This is a genomic window from Mesorhizobium sp. M2A.F.Ca.ET.043.05.1.1, from assembly GCF_003952445.1.
Classification (GTDB): Bacteria; Pseudomonadota; Alphaproteobacteria; order Rhizobiales; family Rhizobiaceae; genus Mesorhizobium.
In genome coordinates, this window is record NZ_CP034446.1 from 5,818,779 (window position 1) to 5,842,291 (window position 23,513).

At 60.7% G+C, this 23,513-nt stretch carries 14 protein-coding genes and 5 pseudogenes; 14 read left to right on the forward strand and 5 right to left on the reverse strand.

Going from position 1 to position 23,513, the window contains the following annotated elements; all coding sequences use genetic code 11:
- Nucleotides 1–136: 136 nt before the first annotated feature.
- From EJ069_RS28000 to EJ069_RS28015, 4 genes are read right to left on the reverse strand one after another with little or no spacing between them, the layout of a single operon-like run.
- Nucleotides 137–1,666, reverse strand: a complete 1,530-nt coding sequence (locus tag EJ069_RS28000; RefSeq protein WP_126057776.1) for an E2 ligase fold family C protein — start codon at nucleotides 1,664–1,666, stop codon at nucleotides 137–139.
- Between the two features lie 3 nt (nucleotides 1,667–1,669).
- Nucleotides 1,670–2,158, reverse strand: a complete 489-nt coding sequence (locus EJ069_RS28005) for a Mov34/MPN/PAD-1 family protein (RefSeq protein ID WP_126057777.1) — start codon at nucleotides 2,156–2,158, stop codon at nucleotides 1,670–1,672.
- Nucleotides 2,155–2,772: a putative metal-binding protein gene (locus EJ069_RS28010; protein ID WP_126057778.1), complete on the reverse strand. Its 618-nt coding sequence runs from the start codon at nucleotides 2,770–2,772 to the stop codon at nucleotides 2,155–2,157. The genes EJ069_RS28005 and EJ069_RS28010 overlap by 4 nt, the downstream gene beginning before the upstream one ends.
- Nucleotides 2,765–3,061 (reverse strand): DUF2604 domain-containing protein, encoded by a 297-nt coding sequence (locus EJ069_RS28015; protein WP_126057779.1) that lies wholly within the window; start codon nucleotides 3,059–3,061, stop codon nucleotides 2,765–2,767. Before EJ069_RS28015 ends, EJ069_RS28010 begins: the two co-directional genes overlap by 8 nt.
- A gap of 311 nt (nucleotides 3,062–3,372) precedes the next feature.
- Here EJ069_RS28015 and EJ069_RS33065 point away from each other — a divergent pair.
- The 5 genes and pseudogenes from EJ069_RS33065 to EJ069_RS28035 form a co-directional block, all read left to right on the forward strand.
- Nucleotides 3,373–3,612, forward strand: a pseudogene (locus EJ069_RS33065) (hypothetical protein); the annotation flags it as partial.
- Nucleotides 3,601–4,524, forward strand: a pseudogene (fni, locus tag EJ069_RS28020) (type 2 isopentenyl-diphosphate Delta-isomerase); the annotation flags it as partial. The pseudogenes EJ069_RS33065 and fni, both read left to right, overlap by 12 nt.
- 515 nt (nucleotides 4,525–5,039) lie before the next feature.
- A pseudogene (locus tag EJ069_RS28025) lies at nucleotides 5,040–7,345 on the forward strand (prolyl oligopeptidase family serine peptidase).
- 1,120 nt (nucleotides 7,346–8,465) lie between these two features.
- Nucleotides 8,466–11,699, forward strand: coding sequence for a Ulp1 family isopeptidase (locus EJ069_RS28030; RefSeq protein ID WP_126063929.1), 3,234 nt, complete (start codon nucleotides 8,466–8,468; stop codon nucleotides 11,697–11,699).
- Between the two features lie 206 nt (nucleotides 11,700–11,905).
- Nucleotides 11,906–13,929, forward strand: a pseudogene (locus tag EJ069_RS28035) (conjugal transfer protein TraG).
- Between the two features lie 209 nt (nucleotides 13,930–14,138).
- Here the strand turns inward: EJ069_RS28035 and EJ069_RS32930 are convergent.
- A complete protein-coding gene (locus EJ069_RS32930) occupies nucleotides 14,139–14,363 on the reverse strand; it encodes a hypothetical protein (RefSeq protein WP_189476007.1) in 225 nt (74 codons plus the stop codon).
- 91 nt (nucleotides 14,364–14,454) lie between these two features.
- On the opposite strand from EJ069_RS32930, the gene trbB reads away from it, so the two are divergent.
- The 9 genes and pseudogenes from trbB to EJ069_RS28085 all read left to right on the forward strand — a co-directional run bounded on the left by trbB (nucleotide 14,455) and on the right by EJ069_RS28085 (nucleotide 23,506).
- Complete coding sequence (trbB, locus tag EJ069_RS28045) at nucleotides 14,455–15,423, forward strand: P-type conjugative transfer ATPase TrbB (protein ID WP_024502850.1); 969 nt, start codon at nucleotides 14,455–14,457, stop codon at nucleotides 15,421–15,423.
- Between the two features lie 12 nt (nucleotides 15,424–15,435).
- Entirely contained in the window at nucleotides 15,436–15,744 is a 309-nt protein-coding gene (locus EJ069_RS28050; protein ID WP_126057781.1) for a TrbC/VirB2 family protein, read from the forward strand.
- Nucleotides 15,744–16,016 (forward strand): VirB3 family type IV secretion system protein, encoded by a 273-nt coding sequence (locus tag EJ069_RS28055; protein ID WP_024502852.1) that lies wholly within the window; start codon nucleotides 15,744–15,746, stop codon nucleotides 16,014–16,016. Before EJ069_RS28050 ends, EJ069_RS28055 begins: the two co-directional genes overlap by 1 nt.
- Nucleotides 16,010–18,458: pseudogene (gene trbE / locus EJ069_RS28060) on the forward strand (conjugal transfer protein TrbE). The gene EJ069_RS28055 and the pseudogene trbE overlap by 7 nt, the downstream one beginning before the upstream one ends.
- Nucleotides 18,455–19,180 carry a P-type conjugative transfer protein TrbJ gene (gene trbJ / locus EJ069_RS28065; RefSeq protein WP_024502854.1) on the forward strand — a complete coding sequence of 242 codons (726 nt, stop codon included), beginning with the start codon at nucleotides 18,455–18,457 and terminating at the stop codon, nucleotides 19,178–19,180. The pseudogene trbE and the gene trbJ overlap by 4 nt, the downstream one beginning before the upstream one ends.
- Before the next feature lie 33 nt (nucleotides 19,181–19,213).
- Nucleotides 19,214–20,536 (forward strand): P-type conjugative transfer protein TrbL, encoded by a 1,323-nt coding sequence (trbL, locus tag EJ069_RS28070; RefSeq protein WP_126057783.1) that lies wholly within the window; start codon nucleotides 19,214–19,216, stop codon nucleotides 20,534–20,536.
- Nucleotides 20,537–21,268 carry a conjugal transfer protein TrbF gene (gene trbF / locus EJ069_RS28075; RefSeq protein WP_126063930.1) on the forward strand — a complete coding sequence of 244 codons (732 nt, stop codon included), beginning with the start codon at nucleotides 20,537–20,539 and terminating at the stop codon, nucleotides 21,266–21,268.
- Nucleotide 21,269: 1 nt separating this feature from the next.
- Nucleotides 21,270–22,295: a P-type conjugative transfer protein TrbG gene (trbG, locus tag EJ069_RS28080; RefSeq protein WP_127232321.1), complete on the forward strand. Its 1,026-nt coding sequence runs from the start codon at nucleotides 21,270–21,272 to the stop codon at nucleotides 22,293–22,295.
- On the forward strand, nucleotides 22,292–23,506 hold the full coding sequence (locus tag EJ069_RS28085) for a TrbI/VirB10 family protein (protein WP_126057785.1): 1,215 nt from the start codon (nucleotides 22,292–22,294) through the stop codon (nucleotides 23,504–23,506). Before trbG ends, EJ069_RS28085 begins: the two co-directional genes overlap by 4 nt.
- Nucleotides 23,507–23,513: the final 7 nt, after the last annotated feature.

A 23,513-nucleotide genomic window follows, 5' to 3' on the forward strand; every position in this document is an offset into this window, starting at 1 on the left:
GCGGAGGACGATAGGCCGGCAAAGGAGCGGGCCAAGCGTGTCATAATGGCGCCCATGGTCACGCCCACAAGCCGCGCCCCCTGCGTCTACGGAGAGGTGCGCGTCTGCTTAGGCGGCCGAGACATCGCTTACCTGATCAACGCGCTCCGTATTTGCGCCTGTAAGCGGCAATGAAATCGTCGTCGCTACAGATGCAGCGGCCGCTGGAGTCCTTGGCCTTCGGATCGTGCAAGTGAGAGCCAAGGGGGCGCAGAAGATTCACCCGAGTGCTCGTCGTCGGGCTCATGGGAAACCCCGCACTATGCTTGACCAAATCCGCGGCAAGCATAATCCCGGCAAGCACCGACTGAAAGGCCATCGGAACCACAGTTCGAACGCGGCGACTTCCTTCGCTAAGCTGGAACACCAGACCGCCGCAGATAGCCTGCTGATAAAAGGAGCGCAGGGGCTGGCCGACAAACGGGGCTAGCGGTTCAAACGGCACAGCCATCGCTGTAGCCACGCGAACTACAAAGTCGTTGGGAACTCCGGCATTTGTCTGCAGGAGCGTTTTCACCTGCTCGTGTGCTTCCGGTATTCCGAGTTCCTCGGCAATCAGCTGGTGCTCGTCCTTGGATTTTCCGGATGGCAGGTACATGCAACAAAGGCAAGCCTGGCCGTCATCGAAACCATGCCGGGAGATACCGAGATCGTGCTCCTGCATCCAAGCGTTTGCGATCCATCGCGGCAGTGCACCTTGGACAGCCAGACGGTCGGCGGCGGTGTCAAGCGCCACACCCACTTGGTCTAAGACCCAATTGCCCCGGCGCGCAACATATTCTGCCCACGTCAGAGGGTGCGCCTCGACCTCAAGGCCAGTCGATCTAAGGGCGGTGGCTGCAAGAACCGCCTTGGACATACCAATCTCCGCCTGGCCGGCCAATGCGTAGCGCTGCAGGTTTGAGAGTTCGATCGCTTCGTGATCGATTACATGCAGACGACCCTTGAGATCGGGTTGTCTCGCTAGCGCCCAAAGCGAGCCATGGCCTATCGCACCGAGCCCAACGAGGTGGGTTTCGCCAAGGTCGACTGGGAAGTCGATCGGGCCAGCCTCCCCGGCTTTGGTCTTGTCGTAGCTGCATAGCGAGAGGTCGATGGTTTCGTCCAACTCGGCGCCGGTCAACTGGGCGGCGAAGATAGTTCGAAAGACGTTGGCGGCGCCGAAGCAACTGGCGGCGCCAGCTCCAAAAGGCAGCAGACTTGGGCCAGAGCCCACCGGGTCCGTACGCGACAGCTTTGCCGCCCAACCGTCCGATCCCACGAAAAAGATCGGGCACCGGAGTGATGGGCGCGTTACCCCTGCAACGACGCAGACGGTGGCAGACTTGCCGGAACGCCGGATGCCGACTTTTGGATTGATCGACTTTGCCAAGCGCTCCAGCGCTTGGGCTTGAGAGCTCGCCGCGCTGTCCAGCGGGAGTATCGCCAGAACCGGGTAGAGCCTAGCGAGCAATCTCACCGCAAGATCTAGTGTCGCCTGGCCTTCGGCGCAGGAAGCGGCCTGATGGTCGAAGGCGACTGCCACGACCTGCTTTTCAAGAGCTGCTTTGAAGTCTCCCAGATGAAAATCGGCCAGGACCTGAGATGCCGCCGTGGCGGCACGATCGATGAAGTTAGCGAATGCCATTGTTCAACTCGATATCATGATCATTCGCGACAGTGCCGCGGGAGGGAGCGCATTCCATTTGGCCTTTTCGTCAAGCCGATAGGCGGCGACCCGAGCAAAATCGAAAGGCTCGCGGGCGAAATTCGGCACTACCAGCGACAGACACCCAACCGTGGTAGCAACCGCATAAGCGTCGTCCGTCGTCGAATGGTAGGCGCGGCCCGGATGGCTGTGAATCTGGGCCAAGAGTTTCAGGCCGCTTTTGTAGAGCCAGACATTGAGCCGGTGCAGTTCTTCGGCCGCAACGATCACGCAAACGCCATCGTTTGTCCGAATGTGACGCTGCGCCGGGATAACCGTCTCTGTTACGGCAAAGTGCCGGTCTTGCTGAACGCCGACCCAGAGCGCCATCCCCTCATTGCCTTCGCGACCAACTGAGCGCAGATGCCCATGCGTGGTCGAGATGCAGCCGCGCGGGAGAGTCACGATCGTTACATCTCTCAAACCAGTCATTCTTGTATCGCCTGAGGGGATACCACCATTCCTACGATTGCCGGTGGGAGTTGAATCTGCAACTGCTCTATAGGAATGATTCCGTACTTGATGATCTTGTCCAGGATGAAGGCCAAACAGCCTTCGCCAGAACCCCGATGAAGTAGCCATGGATCACCTGAATGGGCTGGATTGTCGTGGTATTCCCGGACGCCCGCCATGCACAGGAATGGTTCGTCCTCGGGACTGTTGGCCTGGATGAAGTCCGTCAGCGGCACGGCGTTCTGCTGGATGAGAGCTCCTATCATCTCCGGCGGCGTTCCGGGCAGCGGCGGACGTCTAAGCATTTTCAGGTATAGATCTTTCCGGGCAATCGGATGACGCGTAAACGGATCGACGAAGACCACGGACGGTGGTCTTAAGTCGTAGTCGGTGAAGTCGACCTCGCTCGCTGCGCTGATCACCCGTGGTTTTAACTTGAGGCTTGCGAAAATGAAGAAAGCGCGCGGAAAGGTCGCCTCGATCAAGAAGCAGCCCTGAGCCCGATAGACATCAGCATATGGCCGGAACCGGCCGATCTCCCGATCAAACTTCGCTCGGGAGACCTCCGGATCCACACTTTGGGGTTTAGGCACCTGCGACGCCCGCCTTCAGGCTGAGGAACAGGGTCACAGTATTCGGGAAACCGAAATCGCCAAGCTTCTTGTCGACGTCGAGCAAGTTGCCGGCCTCATCCTTCAATTCCCAATTCTCGGCTGGTTGGGCGACATTCTGCGTGTTCTCAAGGGCTTTGGTACGAATGACGTGAAGCGGCTGGTTGGGATTGGCTTCGACCTGCGTGGGCTGGCCGTTCACCACCATCGTGATCTCGATCTTGCCCGGCCCGCCGCCGTGATTATCGCCCTTACCCGAATCCTTCGACATTGTCCTACTCCTGTGGCTTGCCAACCGTCCCACGCCCTGGCGCCCACCTGCGAGTGAGACCGGCGGTCTTCAATCGTTCACCCGGCGCCACGGCCGCGAGTACGCGAAAGACAGGGGATAAGCTACCGAATCGGTGCTTGCCTTCTTTTATGGGTGACTTGAGCCGCAAGTAAATGGTCTCAAATTGCTCCTCACAAGTATAATCGATTATAGCAATGCGAAAATATTGGCGACACGCCTATTCATCTGCTCTCTCACTCGCCTGCTCCGTGCTTGGCAAGGGGAGCTTTGACTGCGTCACGCGTCCCCCAATCCTGCAACGCATTCACCCGAGCCTGCGCGACACCAGCGCCCGCACCGGCCGTGATCCGCAGAACGAAACGCTGATCGTGGCGTTCTATCGCGAACTGGCGCTGCTGTTCTGGCTAGACGATTGCAACGACGTTGGCCTGATCGCGCCGGAGCAGCTCGCCGCCGTGGAGCAGGCGCTGGGGCACGGCGTACCGTGCGTTCTCTCCGGATTCGAGGGCTGCGCTCAGCTGCGCGCTTCGCTGGTGCTGGATCGGCGAACGGCGCCGGCCACGGTGGCCGCTGGCTGGGAGTACATCCATTTCGAACACTGCGCACTGCCCGAGTTGGACCTGACGCAGATCGACCTGCGCGCCTCGCTGCTGGGCAAGGCTATGCGCGCGCCGCTGCTGATCAGCTCTATGGCCGGCGGCATGCCACGGGCCGAGGCCATCAACCGGCATTTGAGCGAGGCAGCGCAAGCCTTGCGGATCGCCATGTGCGGTTCGCAGCGTGTGAGCCTGCAATCCCGTAACTCCCAGGGGCTAACGCGCGCGCTGCGCCGCCTGGCGCCAGACATTCCCTTGCTGGCCAATATCGGCGCCGCGCAACTGCGGGAGGCCGACGGCCTGGACCTGGCGCGTCGCGCGGTGGACGCGCTGGAGGCCGATGGGCTCATCGTCCATCTCAATCCGCTGCAGGAAGCGGTACAGCCGGGAGGGCGACCGCGACTGGCGCGGCGTCCTGGCGCTGATCGCTGGCGCCGCGCGCATCGTGGGCGTGCCGATCGTGGCCAAGGAAGTGGGGGCGGCCTGTCCGCCTCGGTGGCCTGTGCGCTCGTCGAGGCGGGCGTGGCGGTAATCGATGTCGCCGGCGCCGGCGGCACCAGTTGGGCCGCAGTGGAGGGCGAGCGCGCCCGCAATGCCGCCGACCGTGCAGTGGCGATGTCATTCGCCAATTGGGGGATTCCCACCCTGACCAGCGTGCAGGCGGTGCGTCGGGCGCTGCCAACGGTGAAGCTGATCGCGTCGGGCGGGATCCGCGATGGCGTCGACGTGGCCAAGGCCATCCGCCTGGGCGCGGACATCGCCGGGCAGGCGGCCAGCGTGCTGGGCGCGGCGACAGTGTCCACCGAGGCCGTTGTCGCGCATTTCGAGATCGTCATCCGCCAGTTGTTGGGTCACCATCAAACCAATTTGACGCCCCGGGACAATATCGTCCGGCATTGTCCGGTGTGCGACGATGTTGGGGATGCGACATAGGCGGATTGCCGTGTATTAAACCGCTTTTCCTTTGGCACGCATATTGCGCCCTATCGGTAAACCTCGTCATGGGCCGGCGGCAATCGCTCGGAGATTGTCGAAATAGCACAATCTGCCGGGGTGACATCCGGCCCGACTAGAGCAGGACCTTTCAGATGATGCAGAAAAGCAAGCGGCCATACTCGCGGGGAAATAGTCGCGTCAGGGCTGCATGGACGCTCTTTCCTGGTTGTTTCGGCGACGGACGCCAACTCTTCAATCGGCACCCGAACCAGTGCCTGGATGTCCAAGGAGCGCCCCTGTTGCGCGTGCCTGGCTGCACCCGCGTGCTGGCTCTCCTCCAAGGCGACGCTCGGCGCTGCTGCAGACCGGCGACGAGAACCCAACTTCAAAATTAGCATTCCGAAAACCGAAAGAAGTGAACAGGTATGTCCAGGATCGGCGCTTTGACGCGCGCGGCATGGCGATCGGCAACTCAGACGCTGGCCAAGGGTTCGAAAAGTTTACACCCGACGCTAGCGCCGGCCGATTTCAAGCGCGCACTTACGATCAACGATCGATATGGCGGGCTCACTGTCAATGTCCCCAAAATGCCTTTCTGGCTGACCGGGGTGAAGCCTTCGTCTACCGCCGGACTAGCCACGGCGAGCAGCAGTTCATGCAGGTCGATGCTGCCACGGGTTTCAAGCGGCCCGCTTTCGATCAGGCGCGTCTGGCGGCAGCGCTAAACAAGGTGAGCCATGAGAGCTATCAAGCCGGCAATCTTCCGTTCGACCGTTTCGAACTGAGTGAGGATGGTCGCAGGCTCGACTTCCAGATTGAAGACACCCGGTGGAGCTGCGACCTTGCAAGCTATGACTGTACCAGCACCACATTCGATGCAAGGAAAGGGGACCGTAGGGAGCTCAGCCACCGCTACACGCCGCCAGCGGAGAACAACCCCGACAAGAGCAACGCGTCGCCCGACGGCAAATGGATCGCCTATATCAAGAACTGCAACGTTTTCCTGCGCAGCGAGGACGGATTGCAGGATGTTCCTCTGAGCCGGGACGGAGCCGAAGGCAATTGCTACGTCTTTTCGACGCTGAGCTGGTCGCCGGACTCGCGCCACCTCGCCGCTTACCTTGTTCGCCCCGGCTATAGGCGAGAGGTCCGCTACCTCAATTCATCGACGGACCAGTTGGAGCGGGAATATTCAACAATATTCTATCCCAGGCCGGGCGATGTCCTTCCGCTGCCCCAACCAGTCCTGTTCGACATTGCCGGCCGGCGCCAGATCGTGATTGACGGTGCCCTCTTCTCGAACGTCTTCGAACTTTCCCCTCTCCGGTGGTGGGCGGACAGCCGCGGCTTCACTTTCGAATATAACCAGCGCGGGCATCAGCTCTATCGCTTGGTCGAGGTAGACGCCGCCTCGGGCCGCGGGCGCTCCCTGATCGATGAGACCAGCGAGACATTCGTGGATTATTTGCCGCTGGGGCATGGCCAGGAGGATGCCGGAAAAATCTTCCGTTACGATGTCGATGACGGGAAGGAGATCATCTGGGCATCAGAGCGCGACGGGTATGAGCATTTGTATCTTTTCAACGGCCGGACAGGCGCGCTCGAAAACCAGATCACCCGAGGTGAGTGGGTCGTCCGGAGGGTCAACCATGTCGATCCGGTGAAGCGTCAGATCTGGTTCGAGGCGAGCGGGATGAACTCGCAGGAGGACCCCTATTGGGTCCATGCTTACCGCATCGGCTTTGACGGCAAGGGACTGACTGCACTGACGCCCGAACCGGCCAACCACCATATCGAGTTCTCGCCTGACAGGCGCTATTATGTCGATCTCTGGTCACGCATCGATCTGCCCCCGCGCATGGCACTCTACCGCGCCAGCGACAATGCCAAGCTCCAGCAGATCGAGACGGCCGACATTTCCGAGCTCGTCGCCGCAGGCTGGCAGCCGCCGCTCAGTTTCCATTCCAAGGGGCGCGACGGCAAAACTGACATCTGGGGTGTGCTCCACCTGCCAGCCAACTTCGACCCGACGAAGAAATACCCGGTTGTGGAGAATATCTATGCTGGACCCCACGGCTCCTTCGTCCCAAAATCCTTCTCGCGGTGGACAGAGCCGCTCACGCAGCTGGGCTTCGTCGTTGCTCAGATCGACGGCATGGGCACCAACAACCGCTCCCGCGCCTTCCATGATGTTGCTTGGAAGAATCTGAAGGACGCAGGATTTCCCGATCGCATTCTGTGGCACAAGGCGGCGGCCGCGCAATATCCATGGTACGACATATCCAACGTCGGCATTTTTGGCGCATCCGCCGGCGGCCAGAGTGCAGTCAGCGCGCTGCTCTTTCACCCCGATTTCTACAAGGTCGCCGTCGCCAAAAACGGCTGCTTCGACAACAGGATAGACAAGACCTGGTGGAATGAACTGTGGATGGGGTGGCCGGTCGGCATTGAATATTCGCAATCCTCCGCCGTTGACAATGCTCACAGGCTGCAGGGCAAGCTGATGATCGCGGTCGGCGAAATGGATGATAATGTCGATCCGTTTTGCTCGTTCCAGCTTGCCGATCGACTCATCAAGGCAGGAAAAGATTTTGACATTGTCTACGTTCCTGGTGCCAATCACCATACTCTAGGCACCTACACCGAGCGCAAACTCCTAGACTTCTTCGTTCGCAACATTCTCGGTCAGACCCCGCCCGACTGGAACAGCAAACCGATCGAGCTGGAGTAGCTTGTGGCTCTTGCAATTGTTAGCTCGCCTTATCGGCTGTAATCAGGGCGAGGCGCGAGCAAATCTGCACCGAAGGACGATCGTGGAGTCTAGGACTTGCGCTGCGTATTGAGGATAGGCTCGCCGCGACGTTGGTCTGAGCAAACTGCTTGATAGGCACGCCTGCAGACCGCGTGTGTGCGATTGCAAGATCCCCTATCAGCCTGGTGTGAAGCGTTCAGGGGAAAAGCCGCACCCAACGCCGCTTCCGCTCGCCGTAACGCTACGGCGGTGCGGCCCACCCGATCCGCTCGACGAGCATAGGAACACATAGGTCCCCGAACGGACGATTACCTTGGCAATAGAAGACCCTCGTCGGTCATCGCCGCTGTGGGTGGCAGCCCGTCGGTCTGGAGCTGCCACGATTCTCATCCTCGCGTCACATATGAGCTGAAGCTTTCCGGATCGGGTATCCAATCGGCATCCAGTTGCTCGGCGATATGGTTGAATTCTACCTCAGGACAAGAGTGAGTAGAGCAGCCCCGCTACGAAAATCCTATCCTGGTTCGTTTGACGCATCGACTATTCAGATTGATTGGCGTGATACCCGGCGCGGCCGCAACACGCTAGGCCGTCAACCGCTGAGCAGAAAACCAGCCTTCGCCTTCCGCGGCGGCGGACCTCGTCAGCCTTTCGAAAGCTTGCCTGAGTAGGTTGCTCATGTGATCTGTGGAAGTGAGGCTAGCGTGCACCCGTACAAACTGGACATTCATCGTAGCAGCTTGGCTGCAGGTGCAGCACGCCGTACCGCACGAGCAAGCGGACAAGCCGGCCAAGCCGGTTTTGAGCAGCACTTGGGCGAATTGCAGGCGGCGGATGAGTTGATGAGTGCACCAGGCGAGGATGTCCTCGTCAATGGCTCGCATGGCAAAGGTGAGTTGAGACCAACGAAGAGGCAGAGGATCCAAAGCAATCTGCAGCATGCTGTCACTGAGCGGCAACCAGGTCAGGTTGGTGACTCAGGCGCTCGCGCGATGATGCAACTCCCTGCCCATCAGGTGGGTACATCGGAACGGGAGGCGCAGCTCGCGATGCAGGGGATGAGCACGAATACACCCCAGCGCCGCATCTCGATGGGTCGATGCCCTCGACAGTGCAGCCGGATCGTCCAATTGTGGCCCCCGACGGTGCCGACAAGCGTCCTGTTTATTCCAACGATGCCACCGCCATCGAAGGGCTGAAGTCTGCACTCCTTGCGGGTAAAGCCAGGCCGGACACGGTCACTCGCAGCGCAAATTCTCTTTTCGGCTTTAGTCGTTGGCTCTTTCAAAACAAAAAGCCAGGGTTTGCTGCTCGGCTTTACCATCCGTCGCTGAGCCAGGATCTCGAGGAGTACGAGAGTAGGGGTGGTTCCTCCACAGTGGCTGGCGCACTGCGTCAACTGATGAAGCCGATAGGCGGAGCCGCCCCGATTGTGGGTCGCGCTGTCCTGAACCCCCATCCTGACGACGCCGCGCTCACTAGACATTTCAGATCCGCGAGCGGCTACGCAACTGCTCTTAACCATTTCAGTCATTACCTACGTCAAAATGACAAGCTCGGGATTGCGGGCCGGATTTACGATGAATCGCTGGATAAAGATGTTGAGAGCTACAAGGCCGCCTCCTCTACTCGTGGAGCTCCGATCGAATCTGCACTGGTTTATATCCGCAAGCACCCGCCGCGCGTTATACTCGGGAGTCATCTGGAAAACGCGGTCAGCATGGAGGCTCGTCCCCGTGGCGACGCTGCTCAGCATACCGCACCACAGCAGGGATTCGATTGGCCAGAGGAGCTCCTGCCGGTAGGTTATAAGGAGGGCACCGATCTACCATTGTCTCTCGCCCCAACCGCGCACCAACACCAAGCACCCGACTTTGGAGAGGCCGTCCCTCACTTGAACTGGCGCCACGGCGACCAGGGCGCCCCGGAGGGGCTGGTAGCTGCACGGGACAGGAGCAGCCCGCTGCCAAGCGAGGCGGTGCCACATAAATCTGGACGGGGACTCGCTACGCAGCCCAGATTGTGGGCGGAGAAATCCGCCTCGCCAGAGCTCTTTCGACGGCGGGCGGAGCAGGCTCTGCCGGCGTCCGCCAGAGGTGTGGAGACATCCTCCGCGGTTGATGAAGCCGCCGCTCGCCAAGCTTTGGCTTGGTTGCAGCAGGAGATGGAGGGGATCGAACCGATGCAGGATCCTCATAAGGTGGCTACACCGGAATCTGAGGCGCAGCTCGTCAGGCAGAGGGATGAACACGAATCCACCCCAGCACCGCATCCCGGAGGTGGTGGTTCGATGTCCTCGACAGTGCAGCCGGATCGTCCAATTGTAGTCCCCAACGGTTCCGACAAGCGTCCTGTCTATTCCAACGATGCGACCGCTATCGAAGGGCTGAGGGCAGCATTCCACGCGGGTAAGGCCAGCGCGAACACGGTCACTTTCAATGTAAATTCTCTTTTCGGCTTTAGTCGGTGGCTCCTTCAAAACAACAAGCCAGGGTTTGCTGCTCGGCTTTACCATTCGTCGCTGGATCAGGATCTCAAGGAGTACGAGAGTACGGGTGGTTCCTCCACCGTGGCTGGCGCACTGCGTTACCTCAAGAAGTCGACAAGCGGAGCCCCGATTATGGGTCGCCCTCTCGTGATCCCCTATCCTGACGATGCCGAGCTCATTAGAGATTACAGAGCCGCTTCGACCAAGGAGTACCTGGCAGCGCCTGCGACCGGACGGAATCCAGATACCGTGGGCGGCTATACAAATTTTCTTAGACATTTTAGCCAGTATCTGCGTCAAAATAACAAGCCTGGGATTGCCGCTCGGATTCACGACAAATCGCTGGATAAAGATGTTGAGAGCTTCAAGGCTGTCTCCTATGGTAATAGACTAAGTATCGGTTCTGCATTGGCTCACCTCCGGGATATCCTGCCGCGCATTGTGCTCGGGCGCGAAACTGTCCTTGCTGCTCATCCGGCAGACGCAGTCACCAGGCGCGTTGGGGCCGCTGCTGAAGCTGGGCCAGCGGCACCGGCAAGAGCTCCCCAACCCGCCTCGCCAGCAACCGCTAAGCTGCCAGGCACCTACCGCGGCCTTCCACTGGTTGATGTGACCACACTGACGACCAGTTCCTCTGGGGCTCAGATCGGGGCGCTCGATCCGACAGCCCCGTCCAACGTTGCAACGGGGCGGGTGCTCGGCGCCGCCGAATGGCTGAGCGACGCCCATGTCCAGAGAGATTACAATTTGCTGGAGCGGCAACTGCAGGGGATCAATCCGGCGCTCGCTGCCCGGACTCGGCTGGTGGATCCTTCCGTATCCCATCTACTGCGACACACGTCGCCGCAAGACGCTCGAGGCATATTGCAGTCCATCTATAATCAAAACAACGCCACAGCCGACTTCCTGTTCTTGCCAGTGAATAATGGCACGGCTACTAGCCCCGGCACCCATTGGTCGCTGCTGCTCGTTGATCGCCGCGACCCCGAAAGGCGGTTCGCCTATCACTACGACTCCCTCCAGCGAGAGGGATATAACGACGTGCCTGCAAAACAGCTCGCAGGACTGCTGAATGCTACCTTGGCGCCAGCCCCCATGGCCAGACAGACGAACCATTATGATTGCGGCGTATTTGTCCTGGAGGGCACGTGGGCGCTGGTTGAACGATTGGTGAAAGGGCAGCGGCCAGACCACGAGCCGCTGCCCCTCGACAACCTCGTTGCCGATCGGCAGGCGCTGCAAGACCGGCTAAGGAGGCGCTTGCCGCACGAGGAAGAGCCGCGGCAGCTGCTGGAGGATGAACCCGCCTCCCCACCGATGATGGCATTCGAGCCAGGGGAACTGCGGCAACTGTTGGAAGACGAGCCTGACTCCCCACCAATGATGGCGTTCGAGTCAGGGGAACTGCGGCAACTGTTGGAAGACGAGCCTGCCTCCCCACCAATGATGGCGTTCGAGTCAGGGGAACTGCGGCAACTGTTGGAGGACGAGCCTGCCTCCCCACCAATGATGGCGTTCGAGCCAGGGGAACTGCGGCAGCTGTTGGAGGATGAACCCGCTTCCCCACCGATGATGGCGTTCGAGCCAGGGGAACTGCGGCAGCTGTTGGAGGATGAACCCGCTTCCCCACCGATGATGGCGTTCGAGCCAGGGGAACTGCGGCAACTGTTGGAAGACGAGCCTGCCTCCCCACCAATGATGGCGTTCGAGCCAGGGGAACTGCGGCAACTGTTGAATGATGAGCCTGCCTCCACTTGGGCACAAATCAATTCGACCCCACATGCGCGAGCGGACGGTGTTCATCAGCCAGCCCAGGCGCCCTGGCTCCCTGAACGCAGAAGATAACTTTGCGGAGGAGCGGTCACGCAACTGTCGGCGGCGCCGGGCCTCAGGGTGAATGGAGAGGATGGTGTCGCGTGAAGGCGCAACACGCGTGCTGACCGACCTGCATAGTAGGAAGTCGTTCATTGCTCCCAAATCGTATGTGAGGAACATTCCTGTCCCGGCTGCACCGCGCGATGCTAGGTCGCGTTGTTCAGCGGGCCAAGCCGATGACACCTACGAAGCTACTGATCGGGCAGATCGCCGTTGTGTGCGCAATTGTCATTATCGGCGTATGGACGGCAACCCAATGGTGCGCTCAAATGCTGACCTACCAGACGCCTCTCGGCGCACCATGGTTTCTCTTCGCCGGCTGGCCAATCTACAAGCCGTGGAAGCTGTTTGAATGGTGGTTCCACTTCGATGCTTATGCGCCGGAGGTCTTCGACAAAGCCGGTACGCTTGCAGGCGCCAGCGGATTCCTGGGCTGTGCCGCCGCAATCGCAGGCTCGCTTTTGCGCGCGCGACAGCGCGGGTCGGTTACGACCTATGGGTCTTCACGGTGGGCCACGACTCATGAGGTCGAGACGGCAGGGTTGTTACGGCCGGCGGGCGTTTTCCTCGGTAGGCTGAACGATCGCTATCTGCGCCATGACGGCCCGGAGCACGTCATGGCATTTGCGCCGACGCGTTCGGGCAAGGGCGTGGGGCTGGTTGTTCCAACGCTACTTTCCTGGACCGGGTCTGCCATCATTCATGATATAAAAGGCGAAAATTGGCAGTTGACCTCCGGCTGGCGGTCGAAATTCTCGTACTGCCTTCTGTTCAATCCGACCGACCCGAGATCGGCACGCTACAACCCGCTGCTGGAGGTGCGCAAAGGCCCAGATGAGATCCGGGACGTTCAAAACATCGCCGACATCCTCGTCGATCCCGAGGGCGCGCTGGAGCGACGGAATCACTGGGAGAAGACCAGCCATTCACTCCTAGTTGGCGCCATTTTGCACGTGCTCTACGCTGAAGAGGACAAGACGCTAGCCCGCGTCGCCACCTTCCTGTCGGACCCGCAACGCTCGTTTGCCGCAACGCTACGGCGGATGATGACGACAAACCATCTCGGGACGGGGCATAACCCTCAGGTCCATCCCGTAGTGGCCTCGGCGGCTCGCGAACTCCTGAACAAGTCGGAAAACGAGCGCTCAGGCGTCCTCTCGACCGCCATGTCCTTTCTTGGGCTTTATCGTGATCCAACGGTCGCGGCGGCCACTTCGTCCTGCGACTGGCGCATCGCTGACCTAGTGGATGGAGAGCGACCGCTGTCGCTCTATCTGGTCGTGCCGCCTTCGGATATCTCGCGCACCAAGCCTTTGGTGCGACTGATCTTGAACCAGATCGGCAGGCGGTTGACGGAGCGTCTGGAGGGGACCCGAAGAAGAGCCGTAAGCATCAGCTGCTCATGATGCTGGACGAGTTTCCGGCGCTCGGTCGCCTCGACTTCTTCGAAACGGCGCTCGCCTTCATGGCAGGTTATGGCATTCGCTCCTATCTGATCGCACAATCTTTGAACCAGGTTTCAAAGGCCTATGGCGAGAACAATGCTATTCTCGACAATTGCCACGTGCGAATTGCCTTTTCCTCCAATGACGAACGCACGGCCAAGCGCATCTCGGATGCCCTCGGCACCGCAACCGAACTTAGGTCGATGCGCAACTATGCGGGCCATCGGCTTGCGCCCTGGCTTTCACATGTCATGGTGAGCCGCCAGGAAACCGCGCGCCCGCTCCTGACGCCAGGCGAGGTGATGCAATTGCCGCCGTCAGACGAATTGGTCCTGGTTTCTGGGTTGCCGCCGATCCGCGCCAAGAAGCTGCGCTATTATCAGGATCAGAATTTCACAGATCGGGTGCTGCCTGCGCCGGTGCTGCACGACGGACCCTATGCGGACTGCCCTGCATCACGCCCGGACGGCTGGACTGGACAAGTGTGCAGCGTCGATAGCCGACTTGCTGCGGACGAGGAAAGCGCCGACGCGCCAGTTGAAGACGAGGGAGGCGTTCAGCAGCAACGCCATCCAAGCCTGCCCGAAGAAGACGTTGTTGTCTCTCAAGAGCCCGATCAGGCCGATCTGTACAAGCCCGCAGACGATGACAGCGAAGCGCTCGCGGACAAGCGTGTCATGGATCGGATTTCCACTGCGGCCCGCGCCTACGGTATCAACGAGGGCAGGGGCGACGATGTCATTCCCGGCTTCTGAAGTCCGCTGAGTTGCAGAGCGCACCTCAGCGTAGATAACGGCCATAAGCAATTTTGAGCGTCTGGCCGATGCTTCTCCCGTCGCCGGCGCAACGCCGGGCCGTCGGAACGAGCCGCATGAAGCCGCACCGCATTCGCCATCAGTTTCTGCTTGAGCCGGAGCTCAGCGAGAAACTGGACAACCTCAGTCGCGATCCGTCAACGACCAAATCAGCGATCGTGGCGAAGGCGATCGAGGCGTTCATCGAGCGGCGTGGCGAGAGCGAGTTCGATCGGCGCTACGGCGTAAGGCTTGACCGGCTCTCCCGCGATCTTGCCCACGTCAGGCGCGATTCCGAGGTGATCCTGGAGAGCCTGGCGCTCTTCATCCGCTTTTCGATCACCCTTCACGCCCACACGCCGGTCCCGGATCGGGCAACGCAGGCTATTGCCCAAGAGCGTTTCGAGAAATTCGTTGAGAAGGTCGGCCGCCAGATCGCTTCCGGCAAAAAGTCGCTTAGCAAAGACAATGGTGGGGGAGGGAAGGATGAGCTCTCATCCCGAGGCCGACCACCGGCGGCGTGTCATGCTGCGCACCGCCATGGGTCCGGCAATCACCGAAGCCCTGGCCGATCCGTCCGTCATCGAGGTGATGGTCAATCCCGACGGCGCGCTGCGACTCGACCGGTTAGGCGAAGGTCGGGTCGATACCGACGTTCACATGCACCCGTCCGAGGCAGAACGTATCATCCGCCTGGTTGCTTCGCACGTGCGCGCCGAGGCGCACGCCGACAACCCGATCGTCAGTGCCGAATTGCCGTCTGGCGAACGCTTCGAAGGCCTGCTGCCACCTGTGGTGTTGGCGCCATGTTTTGCCATCCGCAAGCCCGCCGCGAAAGTCTACACCCTGGCCGACTATGTTGCCGAACGCATCATGCTGCCGCTGCAGGCCGATGCGCTGAAAAAGGCCGTCCGCGAGCGGCGCAACATGCTGATCGCCGGCGGCACTTCCTCGGGGAAGACAACACTCGCCAACGCTCTGCTGGCTGAAGTCGCCGAATGCGACGATCGGGTGATCCTGATCGAGGACACACGCGAACTGCAGTGCGCGGCCAGGGACTGCGTTGCCCTGAGAACAAGGCGGGGCTCGGTCACCCTTGCCGATCTCGTGCGCTCGACGCTGAGGCTCAGGCCGGACCGCATCATCGTGGGCGAGGTGAGGGGCGCGGAAGCGCTCGACATGCTGAAGGCATGGAACACCGGGCACCCAGGCGGCATCGCTACCGTACACGCCAATTCCGCGCGCTCGGCTCTCTATCGCATTGAGCAACTCGCCCAGGAAGCGGTGGTCACCGTTCCCCGCCGGCTCATCGCTGAGGCGATAGATCTGATCGTCTTCATAGCGGGACGCGGCTCGTCGCGCCACATCGACGCAATCGCCGAGGTCACCGGTCTCGACGGCAGCGGCGATTACGCCGTTGCCCCGCTCACGCTTTCGCAACTCCAGCAGCTTTGAAAGGCCTTCCTCATGCGCAAGAAGCTTCGCTTTCTTTCGTCCACAGCGCTCGCGTTTCTTAACACGGCCCCGGTTTATGCCGCCGGCTCCGGCATGCCGTGGGAGCAGCCGCTGCAGCAGATCCTGGAGTCCGTGCAGGGACCGGTCGCCAAGATCGTTGCGGTGATCATCATTATCACCACCGGCCTGACGCTTGCCTTCGGCGACACCGCCGGTGGTTTTCGGCGCCTGATTCAGATCGTCTTCGGTCTGTCAATCGCCTTCGCGGCATCGAGCTTCTTCCTCTCCTTCTTCTCCTTCGGTGGTGGGGCGCTCGTCTGATGGCCGCCGGGGAGCAGCATATCGAGGGCTTCGCAGTACCGGTCCACCGGGCGCTGACCGAGCCGATCCTGCTCGGCGGGGCTCCGCGCGCGGTGGCGATCCTCAACGGTACAGTGGCCGCGGCCATTGGCTTCGGCTTGCAGCAATGGATTGCTGGTCTGGTGCTTTGGATCGCAGGCCACTCGTTAGCGGTGTTTGCCGCAAGACGCGATCCGGACTTCGCCAGCGTGCTTGTGCGCCACCTACGTCTGAAGGGGTGGCTTGCATGCTGAACCTTTCGGAATATCGAAGCAAAGCCGACCGGCTTGCCGACCATCTACCCTGGGCTGCCTTGGTGGCGCCCGGCATCGTGCTCAACAAGGACGGCAGCTTTCAGCGGACGTTGCGGTTCCGCGGCCCGGATCTCGAAAGTGCGACGGAGGCTGAACTCGTCGGCATTTGCGCCCGGGCGAACAATGCTCTCAGACGCCTTGGCTCTGGCTGGGCATTGTTCTTTGAGGCCGAGCGCACAGAAGCGCTGGGCTATCCGAACTCGCATTTTCCTGACGCCGCGTCGTGGCTGGTCGACGAAGAACGCCGCGCTGCTTTCGAGGGAAGGTAGCGCACTACGAGAGCCGCTATCATCTGACCTTGGTGTTTATGCCACCGCCGGACGCCCAGGCGCGCGCAGAAAGCGCGCTCGTCGACTCTCATTATTCCCGAGGAGAAAGAGACTGGCGCCAGGATCTGGCGAGGTTCCGTGACGAGACCAACCGCGTGCTCGATCTCTTCTCGGGTTTCATGTCCGAAGTACGCGTCCTCGATGATGCTCAGACGTTGACCTACCTCCACGGCACGATTTCGCCTCGTCGCCATCCTATCATGGCCCGGAAACGCCGATATATCTGGATGCAATCCTGGTCGATGCGCCGCTTACCGGTGGCCTGGAGCCGATGCTGGGTGAGCAGCATCTTCGCACACTGACCATCCTCGGCTTTCCGAACCTCACCCGGCCCGGAATCCTCGATACCCTCAATCATCAGGATTTCGCCTATCGCTGGATGACGCGCTTCATTCCGCTCGAGAAAACGGAAGCCACGAAGACGCTGACGCGATTGCGCCGGCAGTGGTTTGCCAAGCGCAAATCGATCGTGGCAATCCTACGCGAGGTCATTACCAACGAGCCGGTCCCGCTTGTCGATAACGATGCCGACAACAAGGCGCTCGATGCCGACGAAGCCCTTCAGGCATTGGGCGGTGATCATGTGAGTTTCGGCTATCTCACCACCACCGTGACGGTGTGGGGCGAGGATCGCCAAGCCGCTGCAGAGAAGCTTCGCGCGGTCGAGCGCATCATCAATGGGCTCGGCTTCACCACGATCCGAGAAGGCGTCAATGCGGTCGAGGCTTGGCTCGGCTCATTGCCTGGCCATGTCTACGCTAACGTTCGCCAACCGCTCGTTCATACATTGAACCTTGCCCATCTCATGCCGCTGTCGTCGGTTTGGGCCGGTCCTGCGACAAACGAGCATCTCGCGAAAGTCACCCAAACCGAAGCGCCACCGCTTTTCGTTGCCGAGACCAGTGGGTCGACACCGTTTCGGCTTTCCACCCACGTCGAAGATGTCGGCCACATGCTGGTTGTTGGTCCGACCGGCGCCGGCAAGTCGGTTCTGCTTGCTCTGATTGCTCTGCAGTTCAGGCGCTATGCCGGCGCCCAGGTTTATGTCTTCGACAAAGGCAATTCGGCCCGTGCTGCAACACTTGCCATGGGTGGAGAACACCACGCGCTAGGAGCGGACGGTTCCCTTGCCTTTCAGCCACTGCGCAGCATCAACGACCAGGCTAGCCGAAGCTGGGCGGCCGAATGGATCGCCAGCCTTGTTGCCCACGAGAACGTCACCGTCACGCCGGAGGTGAAGGAGGCTATTTGGTCAGCGCTGGCCAGCCTTGCCACCGCGCCGGCGCAGGAACGCACACTGACCGGTCTTTCGGTCCTGCTTCAATCCAATGCGCTGAAGACCGCATTGATGCCCTACACGCTCGACGGTCCCTTCGGCCGCCTGCTCGATGCCGATCATGATGGGCTGGCCTTGTCGGATGTGCAGTGTTTCGAGACCGAGGAGTTAATGCACAGCCAAGGCGCTTTGCTGCCGGTGCTTACCTATCTGTTCCAGCGACTTGAGGAACGGTTCGACGGACGGCCCACGCTGATCATGCTCGACGAGGCGTGGGTCTATCTCGACAATCCGCTGTTCGCCGCCCGCATCCGCGAATGGCTGAAGGTGCTGCGAAAGAAGAACGTGTCGGTTGTCTTCGCTACGCAGTCGCTGGCTGATATCGCGGGCTCTGGCATAGCGCCGGCAATCATCGAAAGCTGCCCGCAGCGCATTTTCCTTCCCAATGATCGTGCCGTGGAACCCCAGGCGCGCACAGCCTACGAGCGCTTCGGTTTAAGCGAGCGGCAGATCGAATTGATCGCCCGCGCCACGCCGAAGCGTCAGTATTATCTGCAATCGCGCCGCGGCAACCGTCTGTTCGAGCTCGAGCTTGGCCCCATCGCTCTTGCGCTTTGCGGTGCTTCCGATCCGGCCACGCAGACTCTGATCGACAGGATCATGTCCGAAGACGGGCAAGGCAGCTTTGCCTCGCAGTTCCTGATCGCGCGCGGCCTCGATTGGGCCGGCGAACTTCTCAAGCAATTCCCTCAACCAGACAAGGAGCAATTCTCATGATGCGGCGACGCCTTCTCTCCGGCCTGATCACCGTTTCCCTGATCGCCAAGCCTATGGCCGACTATGTGCAGCCCGCGTACGCCCTTATCGTGTTCGATCCGTCCAATTATGCGCAGAACGTGCTGACGGCCGCGCGCGCATTGGAGCAGATCAACAACCAAATCCAGTCGCTGCAGAATCAGGCGACCATGCTGCAGAACATGGCGCGCAATCTTCAGCGTCTGGATTTCTCTTCCGTTGGCCAACTCACCGGTTCGCTCCATCGCATCGACGGCTTGATGGACCAGGCGAGTGGCCTCAGCTTTGATCTGGGCAAGCTTCAAGACCAGTGGCGCAGCCAATATCCGGAAAGCTACGACGCCACGATCAAAGTCAGCGATGTGGCGAGTGCTGCGCGGGAGCGTTGGCAAACCGCCATGCAGGCGTTCCGCCAGACCATGGGTGTCCAGTCGCAAATCGTCGAGAACGTCCGCGCCGACGGCGATCTGCTCGCCGATCTCGTCAACCGCAGCCAAGGGGCGGCCGGTGCGCTTCAGGCAAGCCAGGCCACCAACCAGCTGATGGCGCTTTCGACAAAACAGCAGATGCAGATCCAGACGCTGCTCGCAACGCAGTTTCGAGCTGAGGCCGAGGATGCCGCCCGCAAGGCCCAGTCAGACGAAGCCGCCCGCGAGATGACGAAGCGGTTCTTGGGTACCGGCTCGGCTTATCCCGGCAATTAATCACGAGTTCATCACGACGAGAAAGGCAGCGGCATGAACGACCTTGGCGTCATCGATCGCTTCATGGAGACCTTCATCCGCTACATCGACAGCGGGTTCGGTCTGCTATCGGGCGACCTCGCCTTCCTCACTACCATTCTGATCGGCATTGACATCACACTTGCCGGCCTGGCGTGGGCGCTCGGCGACGAAACCAGCGTTCTCGGCCGGCTTGTCCGCAAGGTGCTCTATGTTGGCGTCTTCGCCTTCATTCTGAACAATTTCAAGAACCTCGCCGATATCGTTTATCGTTCTTTTGCCGGTCTCGGGATTAAGGCGTCGGCCGGCAATCTGTCGGCAGACAATCTCTTGCGCCCGGGCCGCATTGCCGCGACCGGTTTCGAAGGTGCTTGGCCAATGCTTGACCAAGCCAGTCAGCTCCTGGGCTTCCCGGAAATCTTCGGCAACGCACTGACCATCTTCGTGCTGCTGATGGCCTGGTTCCTGGTTATCATCGCCTTCTTCATCCTTTCCATCCAGCTTTTCATCACCATCCTAGAGTTCAAGCTCACCACGCTGGCAGGTTTTGTTTTGGTTCCATTCGCACTTTGGAACCGTTCAGCGTTCCTGGCCGAACGCGTGCTCGGCCATGTTATCTCGTCAGGCATCAAGGTGATGGTGCTCGCCGTCATTGTCGGTATCGGCTCCACGCTCTTCGGGGAGTTCGCTTCCGCATTGCAAGGCAAGGAGCCGGATCTTGCCGGTGCCATGTCCCAGGTACTGGGCGCACTGGCACTGCTTGGCCTTGGCATTTTTGGGCCGGGGATCGCGTCGGGTCTTGTCTCAGGCGCACCGCAGCTTGGGGCGGGCGCCGCCCTCGGCACGACCGCGGCGGCAGCGGGTGTATCACTCGTTGCTGGAGGCACAGCATTTGCTGGCGCGCGTATGGCAACCAGCGGCGGTCTCGCCGCCATCCGAGCCGGCACAACAATGGGATCGGCTGCTTCCACGTCATGGCAGATCGGGCGCGCAACCTCGCCCGACGCTGGCCTCTCCGGTGTGGCTGCTGGAATGCATGGTGTAACCAGTGCAGCTGGCGGCGCCGCTATACGCATAGCGCGATCCGCCACTGCAAGTGTTGGGCGCAACGCCGATGCCGGGCGCGATGCCGCGTGGACCGCGACCGGCGGCGCGCCGACAGCGTCAATGACCGAACGCTCTGCCGGTTCGGCCACTGTTTCGGCGCCGACGTGGGCAAGGCGCCTACGTTCTGAACAGACCGCCCGGGCAAATCGCCACGCTGCCATGCAAGCTGTCCGAGACGGAGACCGGCCGGGAGGCAGCGCCAACCCCTCTCTCAACGACAAGGATGACTAGATGCTCTTCAAGCGACCCGTGCACCGTTACGGCAAAACACCCGAACCGGTCACGCCGTATCAAAAAGCCGCCCAACTGTGGGACGAGCGCATCGGCTCATCTCGACTGCAGGCCAGGAACTGGCGGATCATGGCCCTTGGCTGCCTGGCCTTGGCGACCGGGCTTTCCGGCGGACTCGTATGGCAGTCGATGCAAAGCCGTGTCGTGCCTTATGTCGTCGAGGTCGATGGCTTCGGCGAGACGCGCGCCGTCGCGCCGGCGGTCCGGAATTATGAGCCCTCGGATGCTCAGATCGCCTGGCATCTCGGCCGCTTCATCCAGAATGTCCGTTCCGTTTCCACCGATCCGGTTTTGGTTCGGCAGAACTGGTTGGCAGCGTACGACTTTGCTAGCGATCGCGCAGCGCTCTTCCTCAACGAATACGCCAAGGCGAACGACCCCTTCGGTCAGATCGGAACGCGCAGTGTTTCGGTACAGGTCACCAGCGTGGTCAGAGCCTCCGAAAGTTCATTCCAGGTCAAATGGACCGAGCAGGTGTTTGAGCGCGGAAGCCTTGCCAGCACGATGCGCTGGACTGCGATCCTCACGATCGTGATCCGCTCGCCAAGCAATACGGATCAGCTGCGCAAGAATCCGCTCGGCGTCTTCATCAATGCCATTGACTGGTCACGCGAGCTCGACAGCGCCGTCCCAGCCCCCCTTTCTCCGACGGAGTCCACCAATGAAAGGTAAAATGTCACCGATTCGTGCCGTGCTGATCCTATCGGTGTCGGCAGCGGTCGTTTCCGCTTGTGCATCGAAGAAGGTGCCGCCGCCTGAGATTTCCTATGACGCTGCCGACTTCAAACCGGCCGCGATCGAAAAAGCGCCGGAGAGGCCGATTAGAATTGTCGAGGTGCCAAAACCACTGCCGCTGCCTGGCCAAATGCAGCCCGAGCCCGGCAAGGCCGAGGACAAGCGCCCTCCTGAAGAACGCGTCGCTGATGCCAACAAAGCCGCGACCCAGCAACCCACCAAGTACGGGTATGTTAATGCAGTGCAAGTCTACCCCTTCACCGATGGCGCGCTTTATCAACTCTATGCCGCGCCGGAGCGCGTGACCGACATCGCTCTGCAGCCGGGCGAGAAACTAACCGCCGTGTCGGCTGGCGACACCGTGCGCTGGGTCATTGGCGATACCGCAAGCGGCACCGGTGACAATCAGCGCACCCATGTTCTGGTAAAACCCTTCGCGCCGGGTCTTGCCACCAATGTCGTCATTACGACGGACCGGCGGACCTATCATTTGCAGCTTCAAAGCACCGAGAAGACCGCAATGGCGGCAATCTCCTGGACCTACAGCCAAGACCAGATCATCGCGCTTCGCCAGCGCAATGCTCAAGCCGAGGCAGTTACACCGGTCGCGTCGAACATCGCGCTCGAAAACCTTCGCTTTCGCTACTCAATCAGTGGCGACACACCGCCCTGGAGACCGACGCGAGCCTTCGACGACGGCAGCAAGGTCTATATTGAGTTCCCTCGTCGCATAGATCAGGGCGAGGCGCCACCACTCTTCATCGTCGGCGCAGATGGGAGCAGCGAGCTCGTCAACTATCGCGTGCGCGGCAACTATTACATCGTCGATCGGCTCTTCGCCGCGGCCGAACTTCGCCTCGGCACCAAGCGGCAGCAGGTGATCCGCATCAGCAGGATTGACGGCAGGCAACCGCAACGGCGGATCTCGCTCTTTCGCGGCAGCCGGCGAGGTGAGGGCTCATGATCGAAAATTCCCGCTCTGGCATCCCGCCGAAACTGGATCCCGAGGAACTGCAGCTTCGGGCCTCTCCCCGCCGCGTGGTGCGGTTCAGGCGCGGTGTGATCATCGCTATCGCAGCGCTCGGATCCGGCGCTGTCTTCGGCGTTACCATGATCGCCCTCCAGGGGCCGGCCCTTCGCATCAGGGATCAGGCGGAAGATCTCTACAACACTGAGCGCAAACCAACCGCCGAGGGACTCGATACGCTTCCCCATGACTATTCCGGCATGAAGCCAAAGCCTCCCGTCCTTGGGCTACCTTTGCCGGGCGACCTCGGCCGCCCCATCCTCGAGCGGCAGCGCCAGCTCGGCATCGTGCCGGGCCAAGACATCTCGGCCGAGGAGCAGCGTCTAGCGCAGCAGGCGATCGAAGCGCGTGAATCGCGGGTGCTTTTCCGCGTCGAAAATCGAGCTCAACAGACAGATGTCGGAGAGAGCGTGCAAACTGCTCAGCATCCATTTGAGGCGCTTCCCCAATCCGAAGCAGGACGCGCGTCAGCCTCGGTGGCGGCGGCGGAAGGCGACCAGAACAATCAGCAGCGAAAGCTTGATTTTCTCAGCCAGCGGAGCACTGGCGGGATCTACAATCCGCATGCGCTTCAGACGCCGATCTCGCCATATCAACTGATGGCTGGCAGCGTGATTGCCGCCAGCCTGATCACCGGCATCAATTCCGATTTGCCGGGCCTTGTCGTCGCGCAAGTCACCGAAAATGTGCACGACACGGTCACGGGCAACATATTGCTGATTCCGCAGGGCTCACGTCTTATCGGCGTCTACGACAGCGTCGTCGCGTTCGGGCAAAAGCGAGCGCTGCTGGTCTGGCAGCGCATTCTGCTGCCCGACGGCTCGTCGGCCGAAATCGACAATCTGCCCGCGAGCGACACCGCCGGCTACGCAGGGCTGGAAGACAAAGTCGATTTCCACACTTGGCAGATGATCAAGGGAGTGGCGCTTGCCACATTGCTCGGTGTCGGCACAGAATTCAGCCTCGGCGAAAACGAGAGCGATCTGGTCAAGGCGATCCGGGAATCAGCCCAGCAGAACGCCAGTCGAGCCGGCCAGCGCATCACCGAAAAAAACCTCAATATCCAGCCCACCATCGTCGTCCGCCCAGGTTGGCCACTGCGCGTCATCGTGCACAAGGACATCGTGCTGCGGCCATACGCCAGTTGAGCAGGAG